The sequence below is a fragment of the Arthrobacter sp. PAMC25564 genome (assembly GCF_004798705.1).
Lineage (GTDB): Bacteria > Actinomycetota > Actinomycetes > Actinomycetales > Micrococcaceae > Arthrobacter.
Genome location: NZ_CP039290.1, coordinates 3,337,716 through 3,356,862, shown reverse-complemented (window position 1 = coordinate 3,356,862; position 19,147 = coordinate 3,337,716). Strand labels below are relative to the sequence as shown.

General features: G+C 67.3%; 16 protein-coding genes. 13 read left to right on the top strand and 3 right to left on the bottom strand.

Annotation, left to right across the window (positions count from 1 at the left end):
• Window positions 1–65: 65 nt before the first annotated feature.
• Window positions 66–1,466 carry a lytic transglycosylase domain-containing protein gene (locus E5206_RS15655; protein ID WP_136323292.1) on the bottom strand — a complete coding sequence of 467 codons (1,401 nt, stop codon included), beginning with the start codon at window positions 1,464–1,466 and terminating at the stop codon, window positions 66–68.
• A 287-nt stretch (window positions 1,467–1,753) separates the two neighbouring features.
• Here E5206_RS15655 and E5206_RS15650 point away from each other — a divergent pair, with 287 nt between their 5' ends.
• The gene (locus tag E5206_RS15650; RefSeq protein WP_136323291.1) at window positions 1,754–2,107 is read left to right on the top strand and encodes an Rv2175c family DNA-binding protein; all 354 of its coding nucleotides are present in this window, start codon (window positions 1,754–1,756) and stop codon (window positions 2,105–2,107) included.
• Between the two features lie 90 nt (window positions 2,108–2,197).
• On the opposite strand, the gene E5206_RS15645 is transcribed toward E5206_RS15650, so the two are convergent.
• Both E5206_RS15645 and E5206_RS15640 read right to left on the bottom strand, forming a co-directional pair.
• Entirely contained in the window at window positions 2,198–3,292 is a 1,095-nt protein-coding gene (locus E5206_RS15645) for a polyprenyl synthetase family protein (RefSeq protein ID WP_136323290.1), read from the bottom strand.
• Window positions 3,289–3,822, bottom strand: a complete 534-nt coding sequence (locus tag E5206_RS15640) for a hypothetical protein (protein WP_136323289.1) — start codon at window positions 3,820–3,822, stop codon at window positions 3,289–3,291. The genes E5206_RS15645 and E5206_RS15640 overlap by 4 nt, the downstream gene beginning before the upstream one ends.
• 189 nt (window positions 3,823–4,011) lie before the next feature.
• Between E5206_RS15640 and dinB the strand changes: the two genes are divergently transcribed.
• The 12 genes from dinB (at window position 4,012) to murG (ending at window position 19,134) form a co-directional block, all read left to right on the top strand.
• The gene (gene dinB / locus E5206_RS15635; protein ID WP_136323288.1) at window positions 4,012–5,172 is read left to right on the top strand and encodes a DNA polymerase IV; all 1,161 of its coding nucleotides are present in this window, start codon (window positions 4,012–4,014) and stop codon (window positions 5,170–5,172) included.
• Between the two features lie 344 nt (window positions 5,173–5,516).
• Window positions 5,517–5,888, top strand: coding sequence for a DUF3040 domain-containing protein (locus tag E5206_RS15630; protein WP_136323287.1), 372 nt, complete (start codon window positions 5,517–5,519; stop codon window positions 5,886–5,888).
• Between the two features lie 448 nt (window positions 5,889–6,336).
• Window positions 6,337–6,765, top strand: coding sequence for a division/cell wall cluster transcriptional repressor MraZ (gene mraZ, locus E5206_RS15625; protein ID WP_136323286.1), 429 nt, complete (start codon window positions 6,337–6,339; stop codon window positions 6,763–6,765).
• Between the two features lie 210 nt (window positions 6,766–6,975).
• Window positions 6,976–7,974: a 16S rRNA (cytosine(1402)-N(4))-methyltransferase RsmH gene (gene rsmH, locus E5206_RS15620; RefSeq protein ID WP_136323285.1), complete on the top strand. Its 999-nt coding sequence runs from the start codon at window positions 6,976–6,978 to the stop codon at window positions 7,972–7,974.
• The gene (locus E5206_RS15615; RefSeq protein WP_136323284.1) at window positions 7,971–8,669 is read left to right on the top strand and encodes a hypothetical protein; all 699 of its coding nucleotides are present in this window, start codon (window positions 7,971–7,973) and stop codon (window positions 8,667–8,669) included. The genes rsmH and E5206_RS15615 overlap by 4 nt, the downstream gene beginning before the upstream one ends.
• Before the next feature lie 42 nt (window positions 8,670–8,711).
• A complete protein-coding gene (locus tag E5206_RS15610; RefSeq protein WP_205759947.1) occupies window positions 8,712–10,514 on the top strand; it encodes a penicillin-binding protein 2 in 1,803 nt (600 codons plus the stop codon).
• Between the two features lie 105 nt (window positions 10,515–10,619).
• Window positions 10,620–12,272, top strand: coding sequence for a UDP-N-acetylmuramoyl-L-alanyl-D-glutamate--2,6-diaminopimelate ligase (locus E5206_RS15605; protein ID WP_240689780.1), 1,653 nt, complete (start codon window positions 10,620–10,622; stop codon window positions 12,270–12,272).
• Window positions 12,273–12,278: 6 nt separating this feature from the next.
• Entirely contained in the window at window positions 12,279–13,850 is a 1,572-nt protein-coding gene (murF, locus tag E5206_RS15600) for a UDP-N-acetylmuramoyl-tripeptide--D-alanyl-D-alanine ligase (RefSeq protein ID WP_136323282.1), read from the top strand.
• A complete protein-coding gene (gene mraY, locus E5206_RS15595) occupies window positions 13,847–14,956 on the top strand; it encodes a phospho-N-acetylmuramoyl-pentapeptide-transferase (protein WP_136323281.1) in 1,110 nt (369 codons plus the stop codon). The genes murF and mraY overlap by 4 nt, the downstream gene beginning before the upstream one ends.
• Window positions 14,953–16,539 carry a UDP-N-acetylmuramoyl-L-alanine--D-glutamate ligase gene (murD, locus tag E5206_RS15590; protein WP_136323280.1) on the top strand — a complete coding sequence of 529 codons (1,587 nt, stop codon included), beginning with the start codon at window positions 14,953–14,955 and terminating at the stop codon, window positions 16,537–16,539. The genes mraY and murD overlap by 4 nt, the downstream gene beginning before the upstream one ends.
• Window positions 16,540–16,541: 2 nt before the next feature.
• Complete coding sequence (ftsW, locus tag E5206_RS15585) at window positions 16,542–17,990, top strand: putative lipid II flippase FtsW (protein WP_136323279.1); 1,449 nt, start codon at window positions 16,542–16,544, stop codon at window positions 17,988–17,990.
• 7 nt (window positions 17,991–17,997) lie between these two features.
• Window positions 17,998–19,134, top strand: coding sequence for an undecaprenyldiphospho-muramoylpentapeptide beta-N-acetylglucosaminyltransferase (gene murG, locus E5206_RS15580; RefSeq protein ID WP_136323278.1), 1,137 nt, complete (start codon window positions 17,998–18,000; stop codon window positions 19,132–19,134).
• The last annotated feature ends 13 nt before the right edge of the window (window positions 19,135–19,147 follow it).

The window sequence follows — 19,147 nt, the reverse complement described above, 5'->3', positions numbered from 1 at the left end:
CCCGCAGCCTGAGGTTCAGGGCGTTCAGCGGGTGCGTCTCAGGTCAGCCGCCGTGCCCTTGCGCCTTAGCCGAACTTCAGTTTGTTGGCCTTGATGGAGGCGACGTACTGCTTGGTGTCGTCGTACATCCCGTACTTGCTGACGGAGTACTGGCCCTGGTAATAGCCCGCAATGGCGGTGTCCACGTCCTTGCTGGTCAGGACCAGCTGGCGGATAATGGCGACGCCGGCCGTCGCGTTGTCATAGGGGTCCAGGAGATTCAGCGTGCGGCCCACGAGATCCGAGGCCCACTGGCCCGAGGACGGGATGACCTGCATGGTGCCGATGGCGTTGGCCGGGGATACCGCGCGCTGGTCGAAGCCGGATTCCTGCAGGGCGAAGGCCAACGCCAGGGACGGATCGACGCCCATCCGGCGTGCTGTGTCTGCAACGATCGACTTCATCTGCTCGCGGCTCGGGACCGGCGAGGCGTTGAGCAGGGCCTTGTTCTCATTGGCCGAGCTGACCACGGCCGCCGGGTAGCTGAACCCAAGGAACGTGCTCGGAACAAGCGGCGTCACCGTGGCTGCGGGCTGGCTGGAAGCCGGCGCGAGGGAGGTGCCGGTGCCGGGGATGACCAGCTTCTGCCCGGGGTAGATGATGCTGCTCATCGTGAGCTGATTGGCGGAGAGGACATCGGAGAGCCTGACACTGTTTCGGGCCGCAATGCCCGAGAGGGTGTCGCCGGATTTGATCGTGTAGGAGCCGGAGGTCGCGGGGGCCGGGGCGGGAGCGGCCGCGGGAGCCGCCGGGGCGGGAACGGCCGGGGCAGGCGCTGACGGGGCGGGAGCGGCTGAGCCGGCGCCGATCTTGATCTTCTGGCCCGGGTAGATGATGGACCCCATATTGAGCCCGTTCCAGCCGAGGACCTCGGAGAGCCCGACGCCGTTGCGGGCTGCGATGGCGCTGAGCGTGTCCCCGGACTTCACGGTGTAGACGCTGCCGCCGGCGGCGGCGGCCGGGGCTGCTGCCGGGGCCGGCTGGGCGGCCGGAGCTGCTGCCGGGCCGTTGAGCCTGATCTTCTGCCCGGGGTAAATGATGGTGTTGGCCTGAAGGTTGTTCAGCTTCAGGATCTCGTACGTGTCCAGGCCGAACTTGCCAGCAATACCGCTGATCGTGTCGCCGCGGGCGATGACGTACTCCGCCGGGGCCGGGGCCAGGGCCGGCTTGAAGGCCGCCGGGATGGCCGCCGGGACGGCCGCGGCCGGGATCACCGCGGCCCTCAGCGGCCTTCCGGTTTCAGCCTGGACCTGCGCGCGCATGGCCGCCGCCAGGGTCACCGGAATGGCGCGCGCACCGGACTCGGCTGCCGCCGGCTGGGCCAGCGCCAAAGAGGAAAGTACGACGGCGGGAAGAGCAGCGGTCGTCGCGGCAATCACCGGCAGGGTGGGCCTCGGGTTGGGCTTTGGCGAACGTGACGTCGTCATGGGAAAGATCCTCTTCTCAGCGGCGAACGCTGCGGTCAGGCCGGTGTTACTGGTGGTATCAGTGGGACTGAAGTTATTGCTGTTACTAATATGATCCCTGTGAATCTCTCATGAATCGGCAATTAGCACAAGAACCGTCTGACATTCCGCAAACACCAGTTCACGGAGTGTCAGTGCGGGTGTCAGTCGGTGTGTCCGGCCGGGTCGGGACCCGTCGGGCGGCAGCGGTGGTTTATCGGGCCGGACCCGACTAGGCGTGGGGGCCCCAGCCATGGCAATCTTGATCCGTGAGTAATGTAGAAAGCCTTGTGGGCGAATGGCTGCCCCTGCCCGATGTTGCACAGCTTCTGAACGTTTCAATTACCAAGGTTCATGCGCTCCTCGATGAACGCGCGCTGGCTGCATTGCGGGTTGGCGACCGGCGCATTCGATGCGTGCCTGCGGCTTTTATCCAGGACGATCACGCCGTGGAGAGCCTGAAGGGGACGATTATTGTTCTCTCGGACGCCGGCTATTCGGATGAGGAACTCATCACCTGGTTGTTTACGCCGGATGAATCCCTGCGTGGCCGCCCGATTGACGCCCTCCGTGAAGGACGCAAAACGGAAATCCGGCGCCGGGCACAGTCCCTGGCCTGGTAAAACATCCCGAATAGTATTTCCCCAGCTTTTCCGCCGGGCCGCGCACAGCAATTAACAATGTGCGCGGCCCGGCGGCGTATCCGGCTCTTCTCAGGCGGCGCGGCTGACGGTGGCCTCGGCGAGCCTGCGGAGGGCCGTCTTGGGCAGTTCCTCCAGTGGCAGGACGTCCAGGGCGTCGAAGGCCGCCCTCCCGAACTCCTCGATGAGTACTTCCGTGGCCTGGAGCGCGCCGCAGTCCACGATGATGCGCCGGATCTCCTCGACATCGGTGCCGCTGAGCTCCGGGCTGCCCAGCTTGGCGTCGATGAACGCTGATTCGGCCGGTGAGGCCTGGTCCAGGGCGAAGGCAACCAGGACCGTCCGCTTGCCTTCGCGCAGGTCGTCCCCGGCAGGCTTCCCGGTGGTGACGGGATCGCCGAAGACGCCCAGCACATCGTCACGCAACTGGAACGCCTCACCGAGGGGCAGTGCAAAGGCCGAATAGCCGCGCAGCAACTCTTCGGGCGCACCGGCCAGTGCGCCGCCAAGCGCCAGCGGGTGCTCGGTGGAGTACTTGGCCGACTTGAAACGGATGATGGACTGGGCGCGGCTGACGGCACCTGCCGGGTCCCGCATCGGCCCGGCGACCTCTTCGAGGATGTCGAGGTACTGGCCGGCCATGACTTCCGCCCGCATCAGGTTGAAGATGTGCCTGGCCTGGCTGCCGGACGCGGCCCGGTGTCCGATTTCCGTGAAGGATTCCTCGCTGAAAGACAGGCAAAGATCACCCGTCAGGATGGCGGCCGCATGGCCGAACCGCTCACTGTCCAGTGCCCAGCCCTGGGTCTGGTGCAGCTCACTGAAGCGCCGGTGCACGCTGGGACCGCCCCGGCGGGTGTCCGAGCGGTCGATGATGTCGTCGTGGATGAGGGCCGCCGCCTGGAAGAGTTCCAGCGCAGAGCCTGCCGTGACGATCTCGCAGGCCCCGGCCTCCCCGCCCGCGCCGCGCCAGCCCCAGTAGCACATGAGTGCCCGAAGCCGCTTTCCCCCCGTCACGAGGTTCGAGATGGATCCCATCAGCGGATCGATGTCCTGGGAGATTGAGGACATGATGGCCTGGCGGCCGGTCAGGAAGTCGGTGAGCTTGCCGGCGACGGCGGCCACGTAGGCCGTCTGCTCCAGGCGCAGCTGTTCCGCGAGGGTCACTTGACCGACTCGGCGGCGACGTTCGCGCCGATGGTGAAGGTGGACACCCCGGAAGCCTCCATGACGGCAATGTTCACAGTCTCGTTGTCACCGCGGAGGAAATCCTTGGACGGCACGGTGCCCACGGTTTCTCCGGGGACGGCCTTGAAGCCCTGGGCCTCAAGTTCTGTCGTGTAGAAGGCGAGGACCGCGGCCGCCGGCGATGCGATGCTGCCCACCAGGGCCACGGTTGCAGGCACCGTGGTCTTGTCAAAGCTGCTCGAAACCACCTTGGCGCCGGGCATCAGTGGCAGGAGCTTCTGCGGGAAACCGGAGACGACGGCGCCCACCGTGGCGGAGGTGCCAGGCTCCGCGGAGGGGCTGGGAGGCGCCGTGGTGGCGGCCTCCGCGGTGGAGGGTGCGGCCGCCACCGACGAGGATGCCGAGGAGGAAGTCCCGGGGGCGGCGGGCGTGCATGCGGCCAGGGCCAGTAGCGCGCCGGCCGCCATCACGGCGGCTCCAGCACGTTTGCGCTCTCCAAAAACCTTCACAGGGACGTTCCTCCATGGTGTCGACGCCGGATCCAGCCTCCAGTTTAGTCAGTCCCTGGGCATAAGATTGCAGTCGTGGGGCCGGACGAAGTTAAAGCAGCAAATACAGCAGCACATAGTCAGAGGGCTGGACAAGGAATCGAGCGGGACAGCGAAGCACGGCTCCGGGAGCTCCGGCGGAGCAGCATCATGCACGTGGACATGGACGCCTTCTTCGTCTCCGTGGAACTGCGGAGCCGCCCGGAGCTGAGGGGCAGGCCCGTCATTGTGGGCTACCCTGCGGACCGTTCGGTGGTACTTTCCGCCTCCTACGAGGCGCGTTCTTTCGGCGTCAAATCCGCGATGCCCATGGTGGTGGCCGCCCGGATGTGCCCCGCGGCCGTCATCATCGAGCCCCGCCACAAGCTCTACTACGAAGTGTCCGGCCAGATCATGGCCATCTTCGGCTCCATCACCGAGCTCGTCGAGCCGCTGAGCGTCGATGAGGCGTTCCTCGACGTCGGGGGAGCTATCCGGCGGCTCGGCCCGCCCCGGGTGATCGGGGAGCTTATCCGCAGCCAGGTCCAGCGCGAACTGGGCATCACGGCATCGGTGGGGATCGCGGCCAGCAAGTTCGTCGCCAAGATCGCGTCCACCCGGTGCAAGCCGGATGGCCTGCTCCTGATCGGGCCGGATGAGACCGTGCCGTACCTGCACAGCCTTCCGGTCAGCGCACTGTGGGGCGTGGGCGCCAAGACTGTGGAGGTGCTGTCCCGGATGGGGATCCGGACGGTCGCCGACGTCGCTGCCTCACCCCTGCCTTCCCTCCGCAAGGTTCTCGGAGCCTCGGGGGAGCACGTCTACCGGCTGTCGTGGGGGATCGACCCCCGGCCGGTCACACCGGTCCGGCTGGAAAAAAGCATCGGCGCTGAAGAGACCTTCGCCGTCGACACCGCCGACGAAGCACTCCTGCACCGGGAGCTGCTCCGGCTTTCGCACCGGACGGCTGAACGGCTCCGCGGTGCGGGCCTGCACGCCCGCACGGTGGCACTGAAGCTGCGCTACGCGGATTTTTCCACCATAACCCGCAGCCGCACGGTGGGTACTCCGATCGACAGCGCACAGTTGCTCTACGCGGTGGCCTTGCAGCTTCTTCAGTCCATCGGGGACCGGCCGATGACCGTGCGCCTTGTAGGCATCCGGGCGGAACAGTTGGAGGAAGCAGCCCAGGCGTCGCTGCAGCTCAGCCTTGACCGCCGCGACGACAACTGGCGCGCCGCGGAGCAGGCCCTGGACCGGGTCACGCAAAAATTCGGTACCAAATCCCTGCTCCCGGCCCGTCTCCTGGACCCTGGCAGCAGCTCCGGCTGAGACCTTGGCCAGGCCCGTCTCCAGGACCCGGGGCCCGGCCGCGGGCCATGGTGCTGGCCCTGGTGCGGCCGCGGGCCCGGGACCCGCTAGCCGATACGGGCGAAGGAAGCAACAGCGTCTTTCAGAACAGGGCGCAACAAACTATCCTTATTTATACGTAGGTTTAGAACGACTGGATCGAACGTTCGGACTACGGCGTGGCCAGCTGAACAACCCGTACGGGACGGTGGAATCGCCTTTTCGATCAATGACGGCGAATGGGAACCACTCGGGAAACCCGGACGTTATGGGTTTAGGCACAGGTCACGTCAAGTCTGGACGTTGGCCGACTTAAGGAGGTCGTGATGCCGCTCTCGGAGCACGAACAGAAGTTGCTGGAGCAACTTGAGAAGCAGCTGAATGAGGACGACCCCAAGTTCGCCAGCTCGATGGGCTCGGTCGCGGGTCGTTCATGGTCCACCCGCCATCTGGTCATCGGGGTCCTTGCCGCCTTGGCCGGCATCGCGCTCCTGCTGGTGGGCGTGACGCTCCAAATCATCGTTGTCGGGGTGCTGGGCTTTGTTGTGATGGGCGCCGGCGTCTATTTCGCCACCATGCGCAGTTCGGGGGTCGGCAGGTCCAGGGCCGAGGCCGGCCGGAAATCAGGCAAGCCCAGGAGCTCATTCATGAGCAACCTCGAGCAGCGTTGGGACGAGAGGCACCGCGGGGAATCCTGACAGCTCCGGACTGTCCGGCGGCCGCATCCGCCCCGCCCTCCATTTTCCACCACCCGGCACGCCGGGAGGCCGCTGGGAGACCCGCTTCGACGGGTCTCCCACTTTTTTAACCTGAACCCCGCGTAACCCGGCTGGCCCGTACTGAGCCCGCTCCCTTGCAGGCCGCCGCGGCACCGGCGGACCGGCCGGCGCCGTCATGCCCCGTCATTCCCGGCCGCCGGGCATGGCCGGTTCCGGACCACTCCGGGCCAGACTTCCTCCACTGCGCCCCACGATCCCTGCTTCCCTGCGGTGACAGGAAACGCCGGGCCCACACCTCCCACGGATTTGGGCAAATAGCCCCCGCGCCTCGTTGACTGTGGAGGGATGTGGAGTAATGTGGAGGGCGTAAGAGGGTAGTGGCAGCACAGGGGACGTTGGGCTTCCTAGGACAGACGGGCGGTGGGCCGTGTTTCTCGGCACACATTCGCCGCGTCTGGACGAAAAAGGTCGAATTATCCTCCCAGCGAAGTTTCGTGAGGAACTTGCCAGCGGGCTGGTTCTCACAAGGGGTCAGGAGCGTTGCATCTACGTCTTCAGTGAGGCGGAATTCGGGCGGGTTCACGAGCAGATGCGGGAGGCTCCAATCTCCAATAAGCAAGCGCGTGATTACATCCGTGTTTTCCTCTCTGGAGCCTCGGACGAGGTACCTGACAAGCAGGGGCGCGTGACGATTCCGCAGGCGCTCCGGGAATACGCAGGTCTTAGCAGGGAGCTGGCCGTCATCGGCGCCGGAACCCGCGCCGAGATCTGGGACGCCCAGGCCTGGAATGAGTACCTGGCCGAAAAGGAAACCGCCTTCTCGGAGACCGACGACGCCATCCCGGGGATTCTCTGAAGCCCCACCTGACCGCCGCACCATACGATTCTTGATCGAGATCTCCAGCCGCCCGTCCGTTTGTTTTCCTGGCTCACTTCCCCGGAGCCAGGCGGACGCAGGTCAGGGGCGGATGGGGATCCCGACCAAGAAGCACACAGTCCAGCAACACCAGTAAAAGCACCACAAGAAGCCAGCACAGCAAGATCCGGACAACGAAAGGACGCAGGCATGACGGACCCCGACCAAGCGAAGCCTACGTCCGAACGGCATGTACCGGTCCTCAAGGACCGGTGCATTAATTTGTTGGCACCTGCTTTCGAGGTTGCCCGCAGCCGCGGCGAGACGCCGGTGGTCATCGACGCCACCCTCGGCATGGGCGGCCACGCCGAAGCCATGCTTGAGCGCTTTCCGGATCTTCACCTGATCGGGATCGACCGCGACGAGGAAGCCCTGGCCCTGGCAGGGGAGCGGCTGTTGCCGTTCGCGGACCGCATCGACCTGGTTCACGCCGTGTATGACGAAATCCCGGAGGTGCTTGAGGACCTGGGATTCGCGGAAGTCCACGGAGTCCTGATGGACCTCGGGGTATCCTCCCTGCAGCTCGACGAGCGGGACCGCGGCTTCGCTTACTCCTTTGACGCACCCCTGGACATGCGGATGGACACTGGCCGCGGCCAGACCGCCGCCGACGTCGTCAATAACTACAGCGAAGAGGACCTCGTCCGGATTATCCGGAAGTGGGGCGAAGAGAAGTTCGCGGGCCGCATCGCCAACAGGATCGTCACGGCGCGCGCCGCGAAGCCCTTCACCACCACGGGGGAACTTGTCGAGCAGATCCGCGACGTCGTCCCCGCGGGCGCCGCCAAGTCCGGCGGCCACCCCGCGAAGCGCACCTTCCAGGCGCTCCGGATCGAGGTCAACGAGGAACTCGACGTCCTGGAGCGTGCCGTCCCGGCAGCCATCGCCGCGATCGCCCCCGGCGGCCGCGTCGTCGTGATGTCCTACCACTCGCTGGAGGACAAGATCGTCAAGGGATTCTTCCAGGCCGGCTCGAAGTCCTCCGCGCCGCTGGGCTTCCCTGTGGAGCTGGAAGAACACAAAGCCGAACTGAAGACCCTGACCAAGGGCACCGAAGTCCCGACCCCCGCTGAAATCGCCGAGAACCCACGCGCCGCCTCCGCAAGGCTCCGCGCCGTGGAACGCATCAAAGCCAGGAGAGCCGCATGAGCACTGCCGCTGTCAACAGATACCCCGTTTCCACTGGCGCCACCGCCCGTGCCCTGCCCGGCCGGGCCCCCGGACCGGCGCGGAAGGCACGCACGCCGCTTTCGCTCGTCCGCTCTGCTCCGCGCAAGCGCCGCGCCCCGTTCGTGGTGCTCTGCTTCGGACTCCTTGCGATTGCCCTGATGGTGGTGTTGGTGCTCAACATCTCCGTGTCTTCGGCGCAGTACCAACTGGTACAGCTGCGGGGCGAGCAATCCACCCTGACGAAGCAGAACCAGGATCTGACGCAGCAGGTGCAGAACTTTGACGCACCGCAGAACCTGGCGGCCAAGGCGACGGAACTGGGCATGGTCGCTTCCACCGCGAAGGGCCAGATCGACCTGTCCACCCTGACCGTCACAGGCAAGGCCAAGCCCGCGGTCAAGGGCGATGCCCCCGGCGCCGTCATCGCCGCACCGGCCGTCGCCGGGCAGCTCACTGTGGTGCCGCCCGCCTCGGCCAATGAGCCGCTCGCTAACCGCAAGCCCGCCGAAAGCGTTGCCGCGGCACCTGCGGCGCCCGCCGCCGCTACCCCGGCTCCGCCGGCCGCCGCCGCTACCCCGGCTCCGCCGGCCGCCGCCGCTACCCCGGCTCCGCCGGCCGTCGAACTGCACGGGGGATCGGTTCCGGCCCCCGCACAAAAGGTTCCGGGACACTAGGACAGGACTGACCCCCAGCCAGGCAAACAGCAAGGAAACATCGTGGCGCAGAAGACCGGCAACGCCCGGAAGGCGAACGTGCCGAGCGCGACGCGTCGGCTCCGCCTGGGCCTTGGCATTATGCTCGTATTCCTGCTCGTCGTCGGCGGCAAGCTGTTCCTGGTCCAGGGCCTCGACGTCGGGGGCATGGCCGAGGCGGCGCTCAAGAACCGGCTCACGCCTGTCGAGCTGCCCGCCGAACGGGGCCGTATCCTGGATTCCGCCGGCACCGTGCTCGCCAGCAGCGTCATCCGCTACAACGTCGTCGTGGACCAGACCGTCAATACCAAGACGGAATCCTTCCGCCGGCTGGAAACGGTGGACGGCAAGGACACGCTGGTCAAAGTGTCCCGGGACCAGGGCATCTCGGAACTGGCGTCCGTGCTCGGCATGGACAAGAGTGCCCTGACGGACGCCCTCACCGGAAACCAGCGCTACTACATCGTGGCCAAGGACATCAAGCCAGACATCGAGGACCGCATCTCGAAACTGCAGATCCCCGGCATCGTCACCGAAGGCACCAGCAAGCGGGTCTACCCCAACGGCTCCGTCGCCGGCGGAATCATAGGTTTCCTGAAGGACGGCACCACCGGGCAGGCCGGGCTTGAACAGACCCAGGACGAGGTCCTGAAAGGCACGCCCGGCAAACGGCTGTTCGAAATCGGCGCCGACGGGCTGCGCATTCCGGTGGGTGTGGACCAGTTGACGCCCGCGGTGAACGGCAAGGACGTCAAGCTCACGCTCAACTCGGACCTCCAGTACTTCGCCCAGCAGGCGATCCAGAGCCAGAAGGACAAGCTCAGCGCCGAGTGGGGCACGATCATCGTCTCCGACGTCAAGACCGGCAACATCATCGCGATGGCGGACACCAACGCCCCGGATCCGAACGACCCGGGCAAGGTCGATGCCAAGGACCGCGGCGTCCGCGCCGTGACGGCCGCCTACGAGCCCGGTTCGGTGGAAAAGATGATCACTGCTGCCTCGGCAATCGACGAAGGCAAGTCCAGCCCGCTGGACAGGTTTACCATCCCGCCGACCTATACCGTCGACGGGCAGACCTTCAGCGATGCCTTTGAGCACGGCACCGAGGAACGGACGCTGGCAGGTATCGTGGGCTACTCGATGAACACCGGCACCGTCATGGTGGGCCAGCGGCTGAGTAAAGACCAACGCCACGACTGGCTGCAGAAGTTCGGCATCGGCGAGGCGCCCGACATCGGGCTTCCAGCCGAAGCCACGGGCATCCTGACGCCGGCCGACCAATGGGACGGACGCCAGGAGTACACCGTCCTCTTCGGCCAGGGCGTCTCCCAGTCGACCCTGCAGACCGTGCGGGCCTACCAGAGCATCGCCAACGGCGGCGTTATGCTCCAACCACGGCTGATCGACAGCTATATCGGCCCCGGCGGCACCGAGGAAAAGGTCCCCGCCCAGCCCTCGCGGCAGATCGTTTCGAAGGACACCGCGAAGCAGGTCCGTGACATCCTCGAGAGCGCCGTGACCGAGGGCGAGATAAAGGAAGCCGCGATCGACGGCTACCGGGTGGGTGCGAAGACCGGAACCTCGGAATCGCCCTGCGATGACGGTAAATCCGGGTTCTGCGGCTACACCGCCTCCATCATCGGGATGGCGCCGATGGATGATCCGCGGTTTATTGTTGAGGTGGTCCTGCAACGGCCAAAGGGCAGCATCTATGGCATCACGAACGGGCCGGTGTTCCGTTCGGTGATGAGCCAGACGTTGCGGACATTCAACATCCAGCCGTCCACCGGCGAGCCCGCCCGGTTGCCGCAGTACGCCAAGTAGCGCCCCGAACCACACAGCACGGGAAGCTGTACCAGAAGAGCCTGCGGGCCGGAGCAATCCTCCATGCGCAGCGCAAGATCCACTAGCACCACAACGGAGATCCACTTGTCAGAACTCAACGCCCCCGGCGCGTCCGCGCCGTCCGGCCGGGAATCCACTGCCGGCTTCCGGCCCACCGCGGTCGCCGCCGTGCCGCTGGCCACCATCGGTGAGTCGATCGGCGTCGTCGTTCCCGGGCAGGCCGGATCCGTCCCGGTCACCGGGATCTCGCTGAATTCCCGTGCCGTGCAGCCCGGGGACCTCTACGTTGCTCTGCCGGGTGCCACGCGGCACGGTGCCGACTTCGCCGCCCAGGCGGTCGGAGCCGGGGCCGCCGCCATCTTGACGGACGACGCCGGCGCGCGCCTGCTGGCGCTCTCCAACGACATCTCCGTACCCGTGCTGCTCGCCGAGGAACCACGCGGCCTCGTCGGCCGGCTGTCCGCCCTGATCTACCGGAGCCGGCCCGAAGGCGCCGGCGCGCCGGTCCTGTTCGGTGTCACGGGTACGAACGGCAAGACCACCACGACGTACTTCATCAATTCCCTGCTGCGGGCGCTCGACAGGAAAACCGGCCTGATCGGCACCATCGAGATCCTGGCCGGCGGCGAGCCGATCCCCAGCCTGCTCACGACGCCGGAGTCCACGGACGTCCATGCCCTGCTCGCGCTGATGCGTGAACGGGGGCTCGATGCGGCGTCCATGGAGGTCTCCTCGCACGCCGTTTCCTTCCACCGGGTCGACGGGGTCGTGTTCGACGTGGCCGGCTTCACGAACCTGACCCAGGACCATCTGGACCTGCACGGCACCATGGAGGAGTACTTCCAGACCAAGGCCAGGCTCTTCACGGCGCAGCGTGCCCGTTCCGCCGTCGTGACCGTCGACGACGAGTGGGGCCGGAAGCTGGCTGCCGCGGCGGACATCCCGGTCACGACCCTCGCCACGGCCCAGGCCGCCGGCGGCACCGGCGCAGCCGGCGCTGACTGGACCGTCGCCCGCCCGGTACCCCGGGCGCTGGGCACCGAATTCACGCTCCGGCACCGCGACGGCACGGAACTGCACGTCCACACCGGCTTGCCCGGCAGCTTCAACGTCGCCAACGCGGCGCTGGCCACCATCATGGTCCTTCAGAGCGGGCAGGATCCGGCCGCCGTGCAGTCGGCCCTCGACACCGCGGACCCGTTTACCGTGGCCGTCCCCGGCCGCATGCAGCTGATCTCCACGGCTCCCGCCGCTGTCGTTGACTTTGCGCACAACCCGGATGCCCTGGCCAGGGCGCTGGAGGCTGTCCGTTCCCCGCAACCCGGCTCCAGAGTGATCATCGTTTTCGGCGCCACCGGGCAGCGGGACCAGGGTAAACGGCCCGCCATGGGGGCCATCGCCGCCCGGCTCGCCGACACCGTCATTGTCAGCGACGACGACCCGCACGACGAGGACGCGGCGGCGATCCGTGCCGATGTGCTGGCCGGCGCCGTGGCCGCGAAGCACAACGAGGGCCTGGACTGCACGGTCCTGGAGGTCTTTCCGCGCGACGCGGCGATCAGGAAGGCCGTGGAACTGGCGGCGCCCGAGGACACCATCCTCGTGGCCGGCCGGGGGCACGAGGTATGGCAGGAGGTCAAGGGAGTCAACCTCTCCCTCGACGACAGGGTGGAGCTCCGGAACGCCTTGACAGCCCGGGGATTCACCGTTCTCGAAGACCAGCGGATAGAGTCCTAAACCGAGATGATTGCACTTACAGCGGCGGAAATCGCCGAGATTACCAACGGCCGGCTGGCCGCGGAACCGGGCATTACCCCCGCATCCGTGGTGACCGACTCCCGTGAAGCCACAGCGGGTTCCCTCTACGTGGCGAAGCCCGGCGAGAGCGCCGACGGCCACGACTTCGTCGGCGCCGCATTTGAACGCGGCGCCGTGCTGGCACTCGTGGAGCATGATGTCGCCGACGGCGCCGGGCGGAACTATCCCGCCGTCGTGGTCGAGGATTCGGTCCTTGCCATGGGCGCCCTCGCGGCCGAAACCGTGCGCCGGATCCGCGCCCGCCGCGACGCCGAAGGCGCCAGGCTGACGGTCATCGGCATTACCGGCTCGGCCGGCAAGACCACCACCAAGGACCTGCTCGCCGGGATCCTCGACGCGGGCGCCGGCCCGGACAGCGACGCCGGCGGTGCCACCGAAGGCAGGACGATTGCCCCGCAGGGCTCCTACAACGGCGAGATCGGCGTCCCTCTCACCGTCTTCAGGGCCGGATACGACACGCGGTACCTCGTGATCGAGATGGGCGCCACGGGCGTCGGCCACATCCGCTACCTTGCCGGGATGGTCCGCCCGGACATCGGGGTCGTGCTCGGCGTCGGCTCGGCCCACGCCGGGGAGTTCGGCGGCGTCGAGAACATCGCCATTGCCAAGGGCGAGCTCGTCGAGGCCCTTCCGGCCGGCGGTACGGCCGTGCTGAACCTGGATGACTCCCGTGTCGCGGCCATGGCGGACCGGACGACGGCCACCGTACTCGGGTACACCTCGCAACCGGCGCGCAGCGTCCAGCCCGGCGCAGCCGGTGGAGAGTGTGTCCGCGCGGAAGGCGTCGAACTCAACGCCGGCGGGCACCCCGAATTCGACCTGATCCTGCCCGGCGGGGATTCCCGGCGCCATGTCTCGAGCCGCCTGATCGGCGCCCACCATGTCGGGAACCTGCTGGCAGCGGCGGCGGCGGCCTACGCCGCCGGCATCACCGGTGCGCAGATCGCCGCCTCGCTCAGCGCGCAGACCGCCGCCAGCCGCTGGCGGATGGAACGCACGGAGCGGGCCGACGGCGTCACCATCATCAACGACGCGTACAACGCGAACCCGGAATCCATGCGAGCCGCCCTGCGGACACTCGCCGATCTGGGCCGGGGCCGGCGGACCTGGGCCGTCCTGGGCGCCATGCTGGAGCTGGGCGAGGATTCCATCCGCGAACACATGGCCGTGGGCACCCAGGTGGTGAGGCTGAATATCTCCCGTCTGGTCGTGGTCGGGCGGGAGGCACGCTCGCTCTACGTCTCCGCGGTCAATGAAGGGTCCTGGGGCAACGAATGCGTCTTCGCCGAGACGGCGGACGAGGCGTTCGAGCTCCTGCAGGCGGAACTCGAGCCGGGCGATCTGGTCCTGTTCAAGTCCTCCAACAGCATCGGGCTCCGCCACCTGGGGGATCGGATAGCATTACCCGCACAGGCCCTTGGAACCCCTGCCGGAACCCCGGTTGGAAATGCTGCCGGAAAACCCGCCGGAACCGCCACTGAAGGGAGTGCGCTGTGATTGCACTGCTGATCGGCGCCGGCCTGGCCCTGCTCTTCGCCCTCATCGGCACGCCCCTGTTCATCCGGCTCCTGGTCCGGAAGAGCTACGGGCAATTCATCCGGGACGACGGGCCCACCTCGCACCACACCAAACGCGGCACGCCCACGATGGGCGGGACGGTGGTCGTCCTGGCGGTCATCGCCAGCTACGGCATCACGCACCTGGTCATGTGGCTGATGAACCCGCGGTCTCCGGGGCCGACGGCCTCGGCACTGCTGCTGCTGTTCCTCATGGTGGGCATGGGACTCGTCGGCTTCCTGGACGACTTCATCAAGATCTCCAAGCAGCGCAGCCTCGGGCTGAACGCCAAGGCCAAGCTGATTCTGCAGGGCGCCGTCGGCATCATCTTCGCCGTGCTGACCCTGAACTTCCCCAATGCCGGCGGAGTGACGCCCGCGTCCACACAGATTTCCCTGGTCCGCGATATTCCGTGGCTGAACCTTGCCTTCGGCGGCACCGTGTTCGGCGCCATCCTCTTCGTCCTGTGGTCCAACCTGATCGTCACGGCGGCAACCAACGGCGTGAACCTCACGGACGGCCTCGACGGCCTTGCCGCAGGCGCCTCCGTGATGGTCTTCGGTGCCTACACCCTGATGGGGATCTGGCAGAGCAACCAGGCCTGCGGCTCACCGCGGCAGGCCGGCAGCGGCTGCTATACCGTCCGCGACCCCCTGGACCTGGCACTGCTGGCCGCGATCCTCAGCGCGGCACTGGTCGGCTTCCTGTGGTGGAACACCTCACCGGCCAAGATCTTCATGGGGGACACCGGCTCCCTGGCCATCGGCGGCGCCGTCGCCGGCTTCGCCATCCTGTCCCGGACCGAACTGCTGCTGGCCTTCATCGGTGGCCTCTTCGTCCTGATCACCCTCTCGGTCATCATCCAGGTCGGTTACTTCAAGATCACCAAGGGAAAGCGCTTCTTCAAGATGGCCCCGCTGCAGCACCACTTCGAACTCAAGGGCTGGGCGGAAGTCACCGTCGTCGTCCGTTTCTGGATCCTGTGCGGACTGTTTGTCGCCGCGGGTCTGGGCATCTTCTACGCAGAATGGGTGGTGCTCCTATGACCGGTCCGATTCCCTCCGCTATCACGACGTCGCCGCGGCTCAAGGACCTGGACAGTTGGGATTCCGACTGGGCCGGGCTGCGCGTGGTGGTCACGGGCATCGGAGTCTCCGGATTCGCCGCAGCGGACACCCTGATCGAGCTCGGCGCCCGTGTCGTCGTGGTGGACGCCGCGACCAGCACGAAAGCCAAGGCCCAGGCGGACACTCTCCGGATTGTCGGCGCGGCCGGGGTCCTGCTGGGGGAGGACGCCGTCGCCACGGTGCCCAAGGTCGACGGCCAGAAGCCGGAGCTGATCGTCACCTCGCCGGGCTGGCGGCCGGATCAGTCGCTGCTGGCCGCCGCGGCGCGGGCCCACATCCCGGTCTGGGGCGACGTCGAACTGGCCTGGCGCGTCCGTGTACGCAAGGGACGCAAGACCGCCGACTGGCTCACCATCACCGGCACCAACGGCAAGACCACCACCGTCGGCCTGACCGAGGCCATGCTGCAGGCCGCCGGCCTCAAGGCCATCGCCGTCGGCAACGTCGGGACCCCCATCCTGGACGCCTTGCGCGACCCGGTGGAGTACGACGTGTTTGCCGTGGAGCTCTCAAGCTTCCAGCTGCACTGGAGCGGCTCCGTCTCGCCCGTGGCCAGTGTGTGCCTGAACGTCGCCGAGGACCATGTGGACTGGCATGGCTCCTATGCCTCCTACCTGGCGGACAAGGCGAAGGTCTACGAAAACACCCAGAAGGCGTGCATCTACAACGCCGAACAGATCGAAACCGAACGGATGGTCGAGGACGCTGACGTGGTGGAGGGCTGCCGTGCGGTCGGCTTCACCACCCTGCCGCCCGCGGTCAGCATGCTCGGCGTCGTCGAGGGCCTGCTGGTGGACCGTGCCTTCATCGCCGAGCGCAAGGACAGCGCCGCTGAACTGGCCGCCGTCTCGGACCTCGGAGCGGTGGCACCCCGCCACATGGTGGCCAACGCCCTCGCCGCGGCGGCGCTCGTCCGGGCCTACGGCGTCGAACCGTCCGCGGTCCGCAAGGGACTACAGGACTACCTGCCGGGGGACCACCGCATCCAGCCCGTCGCCCGCCACAACGGTGTGCTCTGGGTCAATGACTCCAAGGCCACCAACCCGCATGCCGCCTCCGCCTCGCTGTCCTCGTTCAAGAACGTGGTCTGGATCGCCGGCGGACTGTCCAAGGGCGTCAACTATGACGCGCTGATCAGGGAGCACGCCCACCGGCTCAAGGCCGTCGTGCTGATCGGCGCGGACTCCAGCGCCCTGCACTCCGCGCTGCAGCGACACGCACCGGATGTCCCCGTGATCAGCGAGGCGAAGGGCGACACTGAAAATGTGCAGACTGCCGGGACGGCCCATGCCGGTGCAATACCTTCGCCGATTTTCAGCGAGACTGTGATGGCCCGGGCCGTCGCGTCGGCGGCACAGCTGGCCGCCTCCGGTGACACTGTGCTCCTGGCCCCGGCGGCTGCTTCCATGGATCAGTTCTCTTCCTACGCTCACCGTGGCGACGCCTTTATCGAAGCTGTCCGCGAGCTGGTGGAGGGGCAGGCTCAGACCAGCGAGGAGTGAGAATGGCCAGCACGCCCACACGTACGACGGCGGCCAGGCCCGCCGTCGCCACGACGCCGGCCGCTAAAGCAAGCACCGCGAAGTCCCCCGCGGCGCCCAGGACCCTCCCGGAGAAGCTCCGCGGGGGGTACCGGGCCTTCTGGGCGGCCCTGGAGGGAAACGGCAAGTCCCGCAACGGTTCCACCTATTACCTGATCCTCGGATCCACCCTGGCACTGACCGCGATCGGTATCATGATGGTGCTCTCGGCCTCCAGCGTGGAAGCCATCGCGGCGGGGGAATCACCGTACTCGGCGGCCCTCAAGCAGGGGCTGTTCGCCGCGATCGGCGTGTTTGTGATGTTCGTGCTCTCTCGCGTCAACGTGGTGTGGCTCAAGCGCGTCGCCTGGCCGGCCATGTTCCTCGCGGTCATCCTGCTCGGACTGGTGCTCGCGGTCGGACGCAGCACGCTCGGCAACCAGAACTGGATCGACGTCGGGCCCTTCACCTTCCAGCCCTCCGAGGCCGCGAAGCTTGCGCTGGCACTTTGGATGGCCACCGTGCTTAACCGCAAGGCCAAGCTCCTCACCCATTGGCGGCATGTCCTGGTCCCGGTGGTGTTCCCGGGCGCCGCCGCGGTGCTGGGACTCATCCTGGCCGGAAACGACCTCGGCACCGCGATGATTGTTATGGTCATCATGGCGGCGGCGCTGTTCTTCGCCGGAGTACGGCTCTACCTGTTCGGCCTCGCCGGTGTGGCCCTGGCACTCGGGACCGCGGTCCTGGCCGTCACGAGCCCGAACCGCATGTGCCGCATCCTGTCCTGGACCGGCCAGACCTGCGCCGACGGGACCGACCTGAATTACCAGTCGACCAACGGCATTTACGGGCTCGCCTCCGGAGGCTGGTTTGGCGTCGGACTGGGCCAGAGCCGGCAGAAGTACAGCTGGATCCCGGAAGCCCACAACGACTTCATCTTCGCCATCATCGGCGAGGAGCTGGGACTCGTGGGGACGCTCGTCGTGCTGGCTCTTTTCGCGATCCTCGGCACCGCGATCTACCGTGTTGTGGTGGCCCAGCAGGACATCTTCCACCGTGTCCTCGCCGGCTCCATCATGGTCTGGCTGCTGGGCCAGGCAACCGTCAATATGGCGGTCGTGACGGGACTGGCCCCTGTGGTCGGACTGCCCCTGCCGTTCATTTCCTACGGCGGCTCGGCCCTTCTGATGTCGCTGGCGGCCATCGGCGTCGTTCTGTCCCTCGCCAGGGCACAGATGGCACCCGCTCTCCGGCCCAAGGGGCTGCTCCGGTTCGGCCCGGCCGGACTGGCCAGGTCGCTGCGTAAGCGCTCCGCCGCGGGGGATCCTGCGCGGAACCCCGCACCCCGGAACCCCGCCCCCAGGAACCCCCTACCCCGGAACCCCACAGCCAAAGTCCGCGCCCGGAAGATCCCCGCAGGAAAGCGTAAGTAGCCCCTTTATGAATACCGATTCGCCTTCAACCGGCTTTTCCGTCGTCCTGGCCGGCGGCGGAACAGCCGGGCACATCAGCCCGCTCCTGGCCATCGCGGACGCGCTCCGCCAGGCCCGCCCGGGGGTGCGGCTCCTCGCCGTCGGCACACCGGGTGGCATGGAAGCCCGGCTGGTCCCGGCTGCCGGGCTCAAGCTCGCCACCATCAGCCGCGTCCCGTTGCCCCGCAAGCCCTCGCTGGAGCTGCTGCGGCTGCCCGGCCGGCTGGCGGGCGCCGTGAAACAGGCCGGCGCCATCCTGGATGAGGCCAAGGCCGACGTCCTGGTGGGCGTCGGAGGCTACGTGTGCACGCCGATGTACCTCGCCGCCCGGTGCCGTAACATCCCCATCGTCGTCCACGAGGCCAACACCCGTCCGGGCCTGGCAAACCGGGTCGGGGCACTGCTGGGCGGCCGGGTGGCCGTGGCGTTCGCCGCGACGCGGCTGCCCGGGGCAGTGCACGTGGGCATGCCGATGCGCGCCGAAATCTCCGGCCTCGACCGTGTGGCTGCCAGGGCTTCGGCCCGGGCTGCCTTGGGGCTGGATCCGCAGCAGCCGGCCCTGATCGTCACCGGCGGTTCCTCCGGCGCCCAGAGCATCAACCGGACCCTGGCGGCGTCCATCGATGCCCTCGCCGAGGCCGGCATCCAGACCCTGCACATCACCGGCCGCGGGAAAGCGGTGCACGACGCCGACGGCAGGCCGCTCTCCGCACCCGGGTACCGGCAGGTCGAATACGTGGACGGCATGGAATCGGTGTACGCCGCCGCGGACCTGCTGCTGGCCCGTGCCGGTGCGGCCACGGTCTGCGAAGTGGCCGCCGTCGGGCTGCCTGCCGTCTTCGTCCCGCTGCCGATCGGCAACGGCGAGCAGGCGCTGAACGCGGCAGGCCTCGTGGACAGCGGCGGTGCCCTGATGGTTGCGGACAACGCCTTCACGCCCGCTTGGGTCAGCGAAAACATCATCCCGCTGATGCTGGACGATGAGCGGCTGGCCCGGATGGCGGCCAGTTCAGAACACCTCGGCATCCGCGACGCCGACCGGCGCATGGCCGGTCTCGTCCTTGAAGCGGCAACGCCATTGAAACAGCAAGGCAGGAAGCGGTAACCCCATGACGCAG

Bases quoted from the DNA above. Each gene is read 5' to 3' on its own strand.
- E5206_RS15655 (WP_136323292.1), bottom strand. From the start codon at position 1,466: ATGACGACGTCACGTTCGCCAAAGCCCAACCCGAGGCCCACCCTGCCG.
- dinB (WP_136323288.1), top strand. From the start codon at position 4,012: ATGCACGTGGACATGGACGCCTTCTTCGTCTCCGTGGAACTGCGGAGC.
- E5206_RS15630 (WP_136323287.1), top strand. From the start codon at position 5,517: ATGCCGCTCTCGGAGCACGAACAGAAGTTGCTGGAGCAACTTGAGAAG.
- rsmH (WP_136323285.1), top strand. From the start codon at position 6,976: ATGACGGACCCCGACCAAGCGAAGCCTACGTCCGAACGGCATGTACCG.
- E5206_RS15615 (WP_136323284.1), top strand. From the start codon at position 7,971: ATGAGCACTGCCGCTGTCAACAGATACCCCGTTTCCACTGGCGCCACC.
- murF (WP_136323282.1), top strand. From the start codon at position 12,279: ATGATTGCACTTACAGCGGCGGAAATCGCCGAGATTACCAACGGCCGG.
- murD (WP_136323280.1), top strand. From the start codon at position 14,953: ATGACCGGTCCGATTCCCTCCGCTATCACGACGTCGCCGCGGCTCAAG.
- ftsW (WP_136323279.1), top strand. From the start codon at position 16,542: ATGGCCAGCACGCCCACACGTACGACGGCGGCCAGGCCCGCCGTCGCC.
- murG (WP_136323278.1), top strand. From the start codon at position 17,998: ATGAATACCGATTCGCCTTCAACCGGCTTTTCCGTCGTCCTGGCCGGC.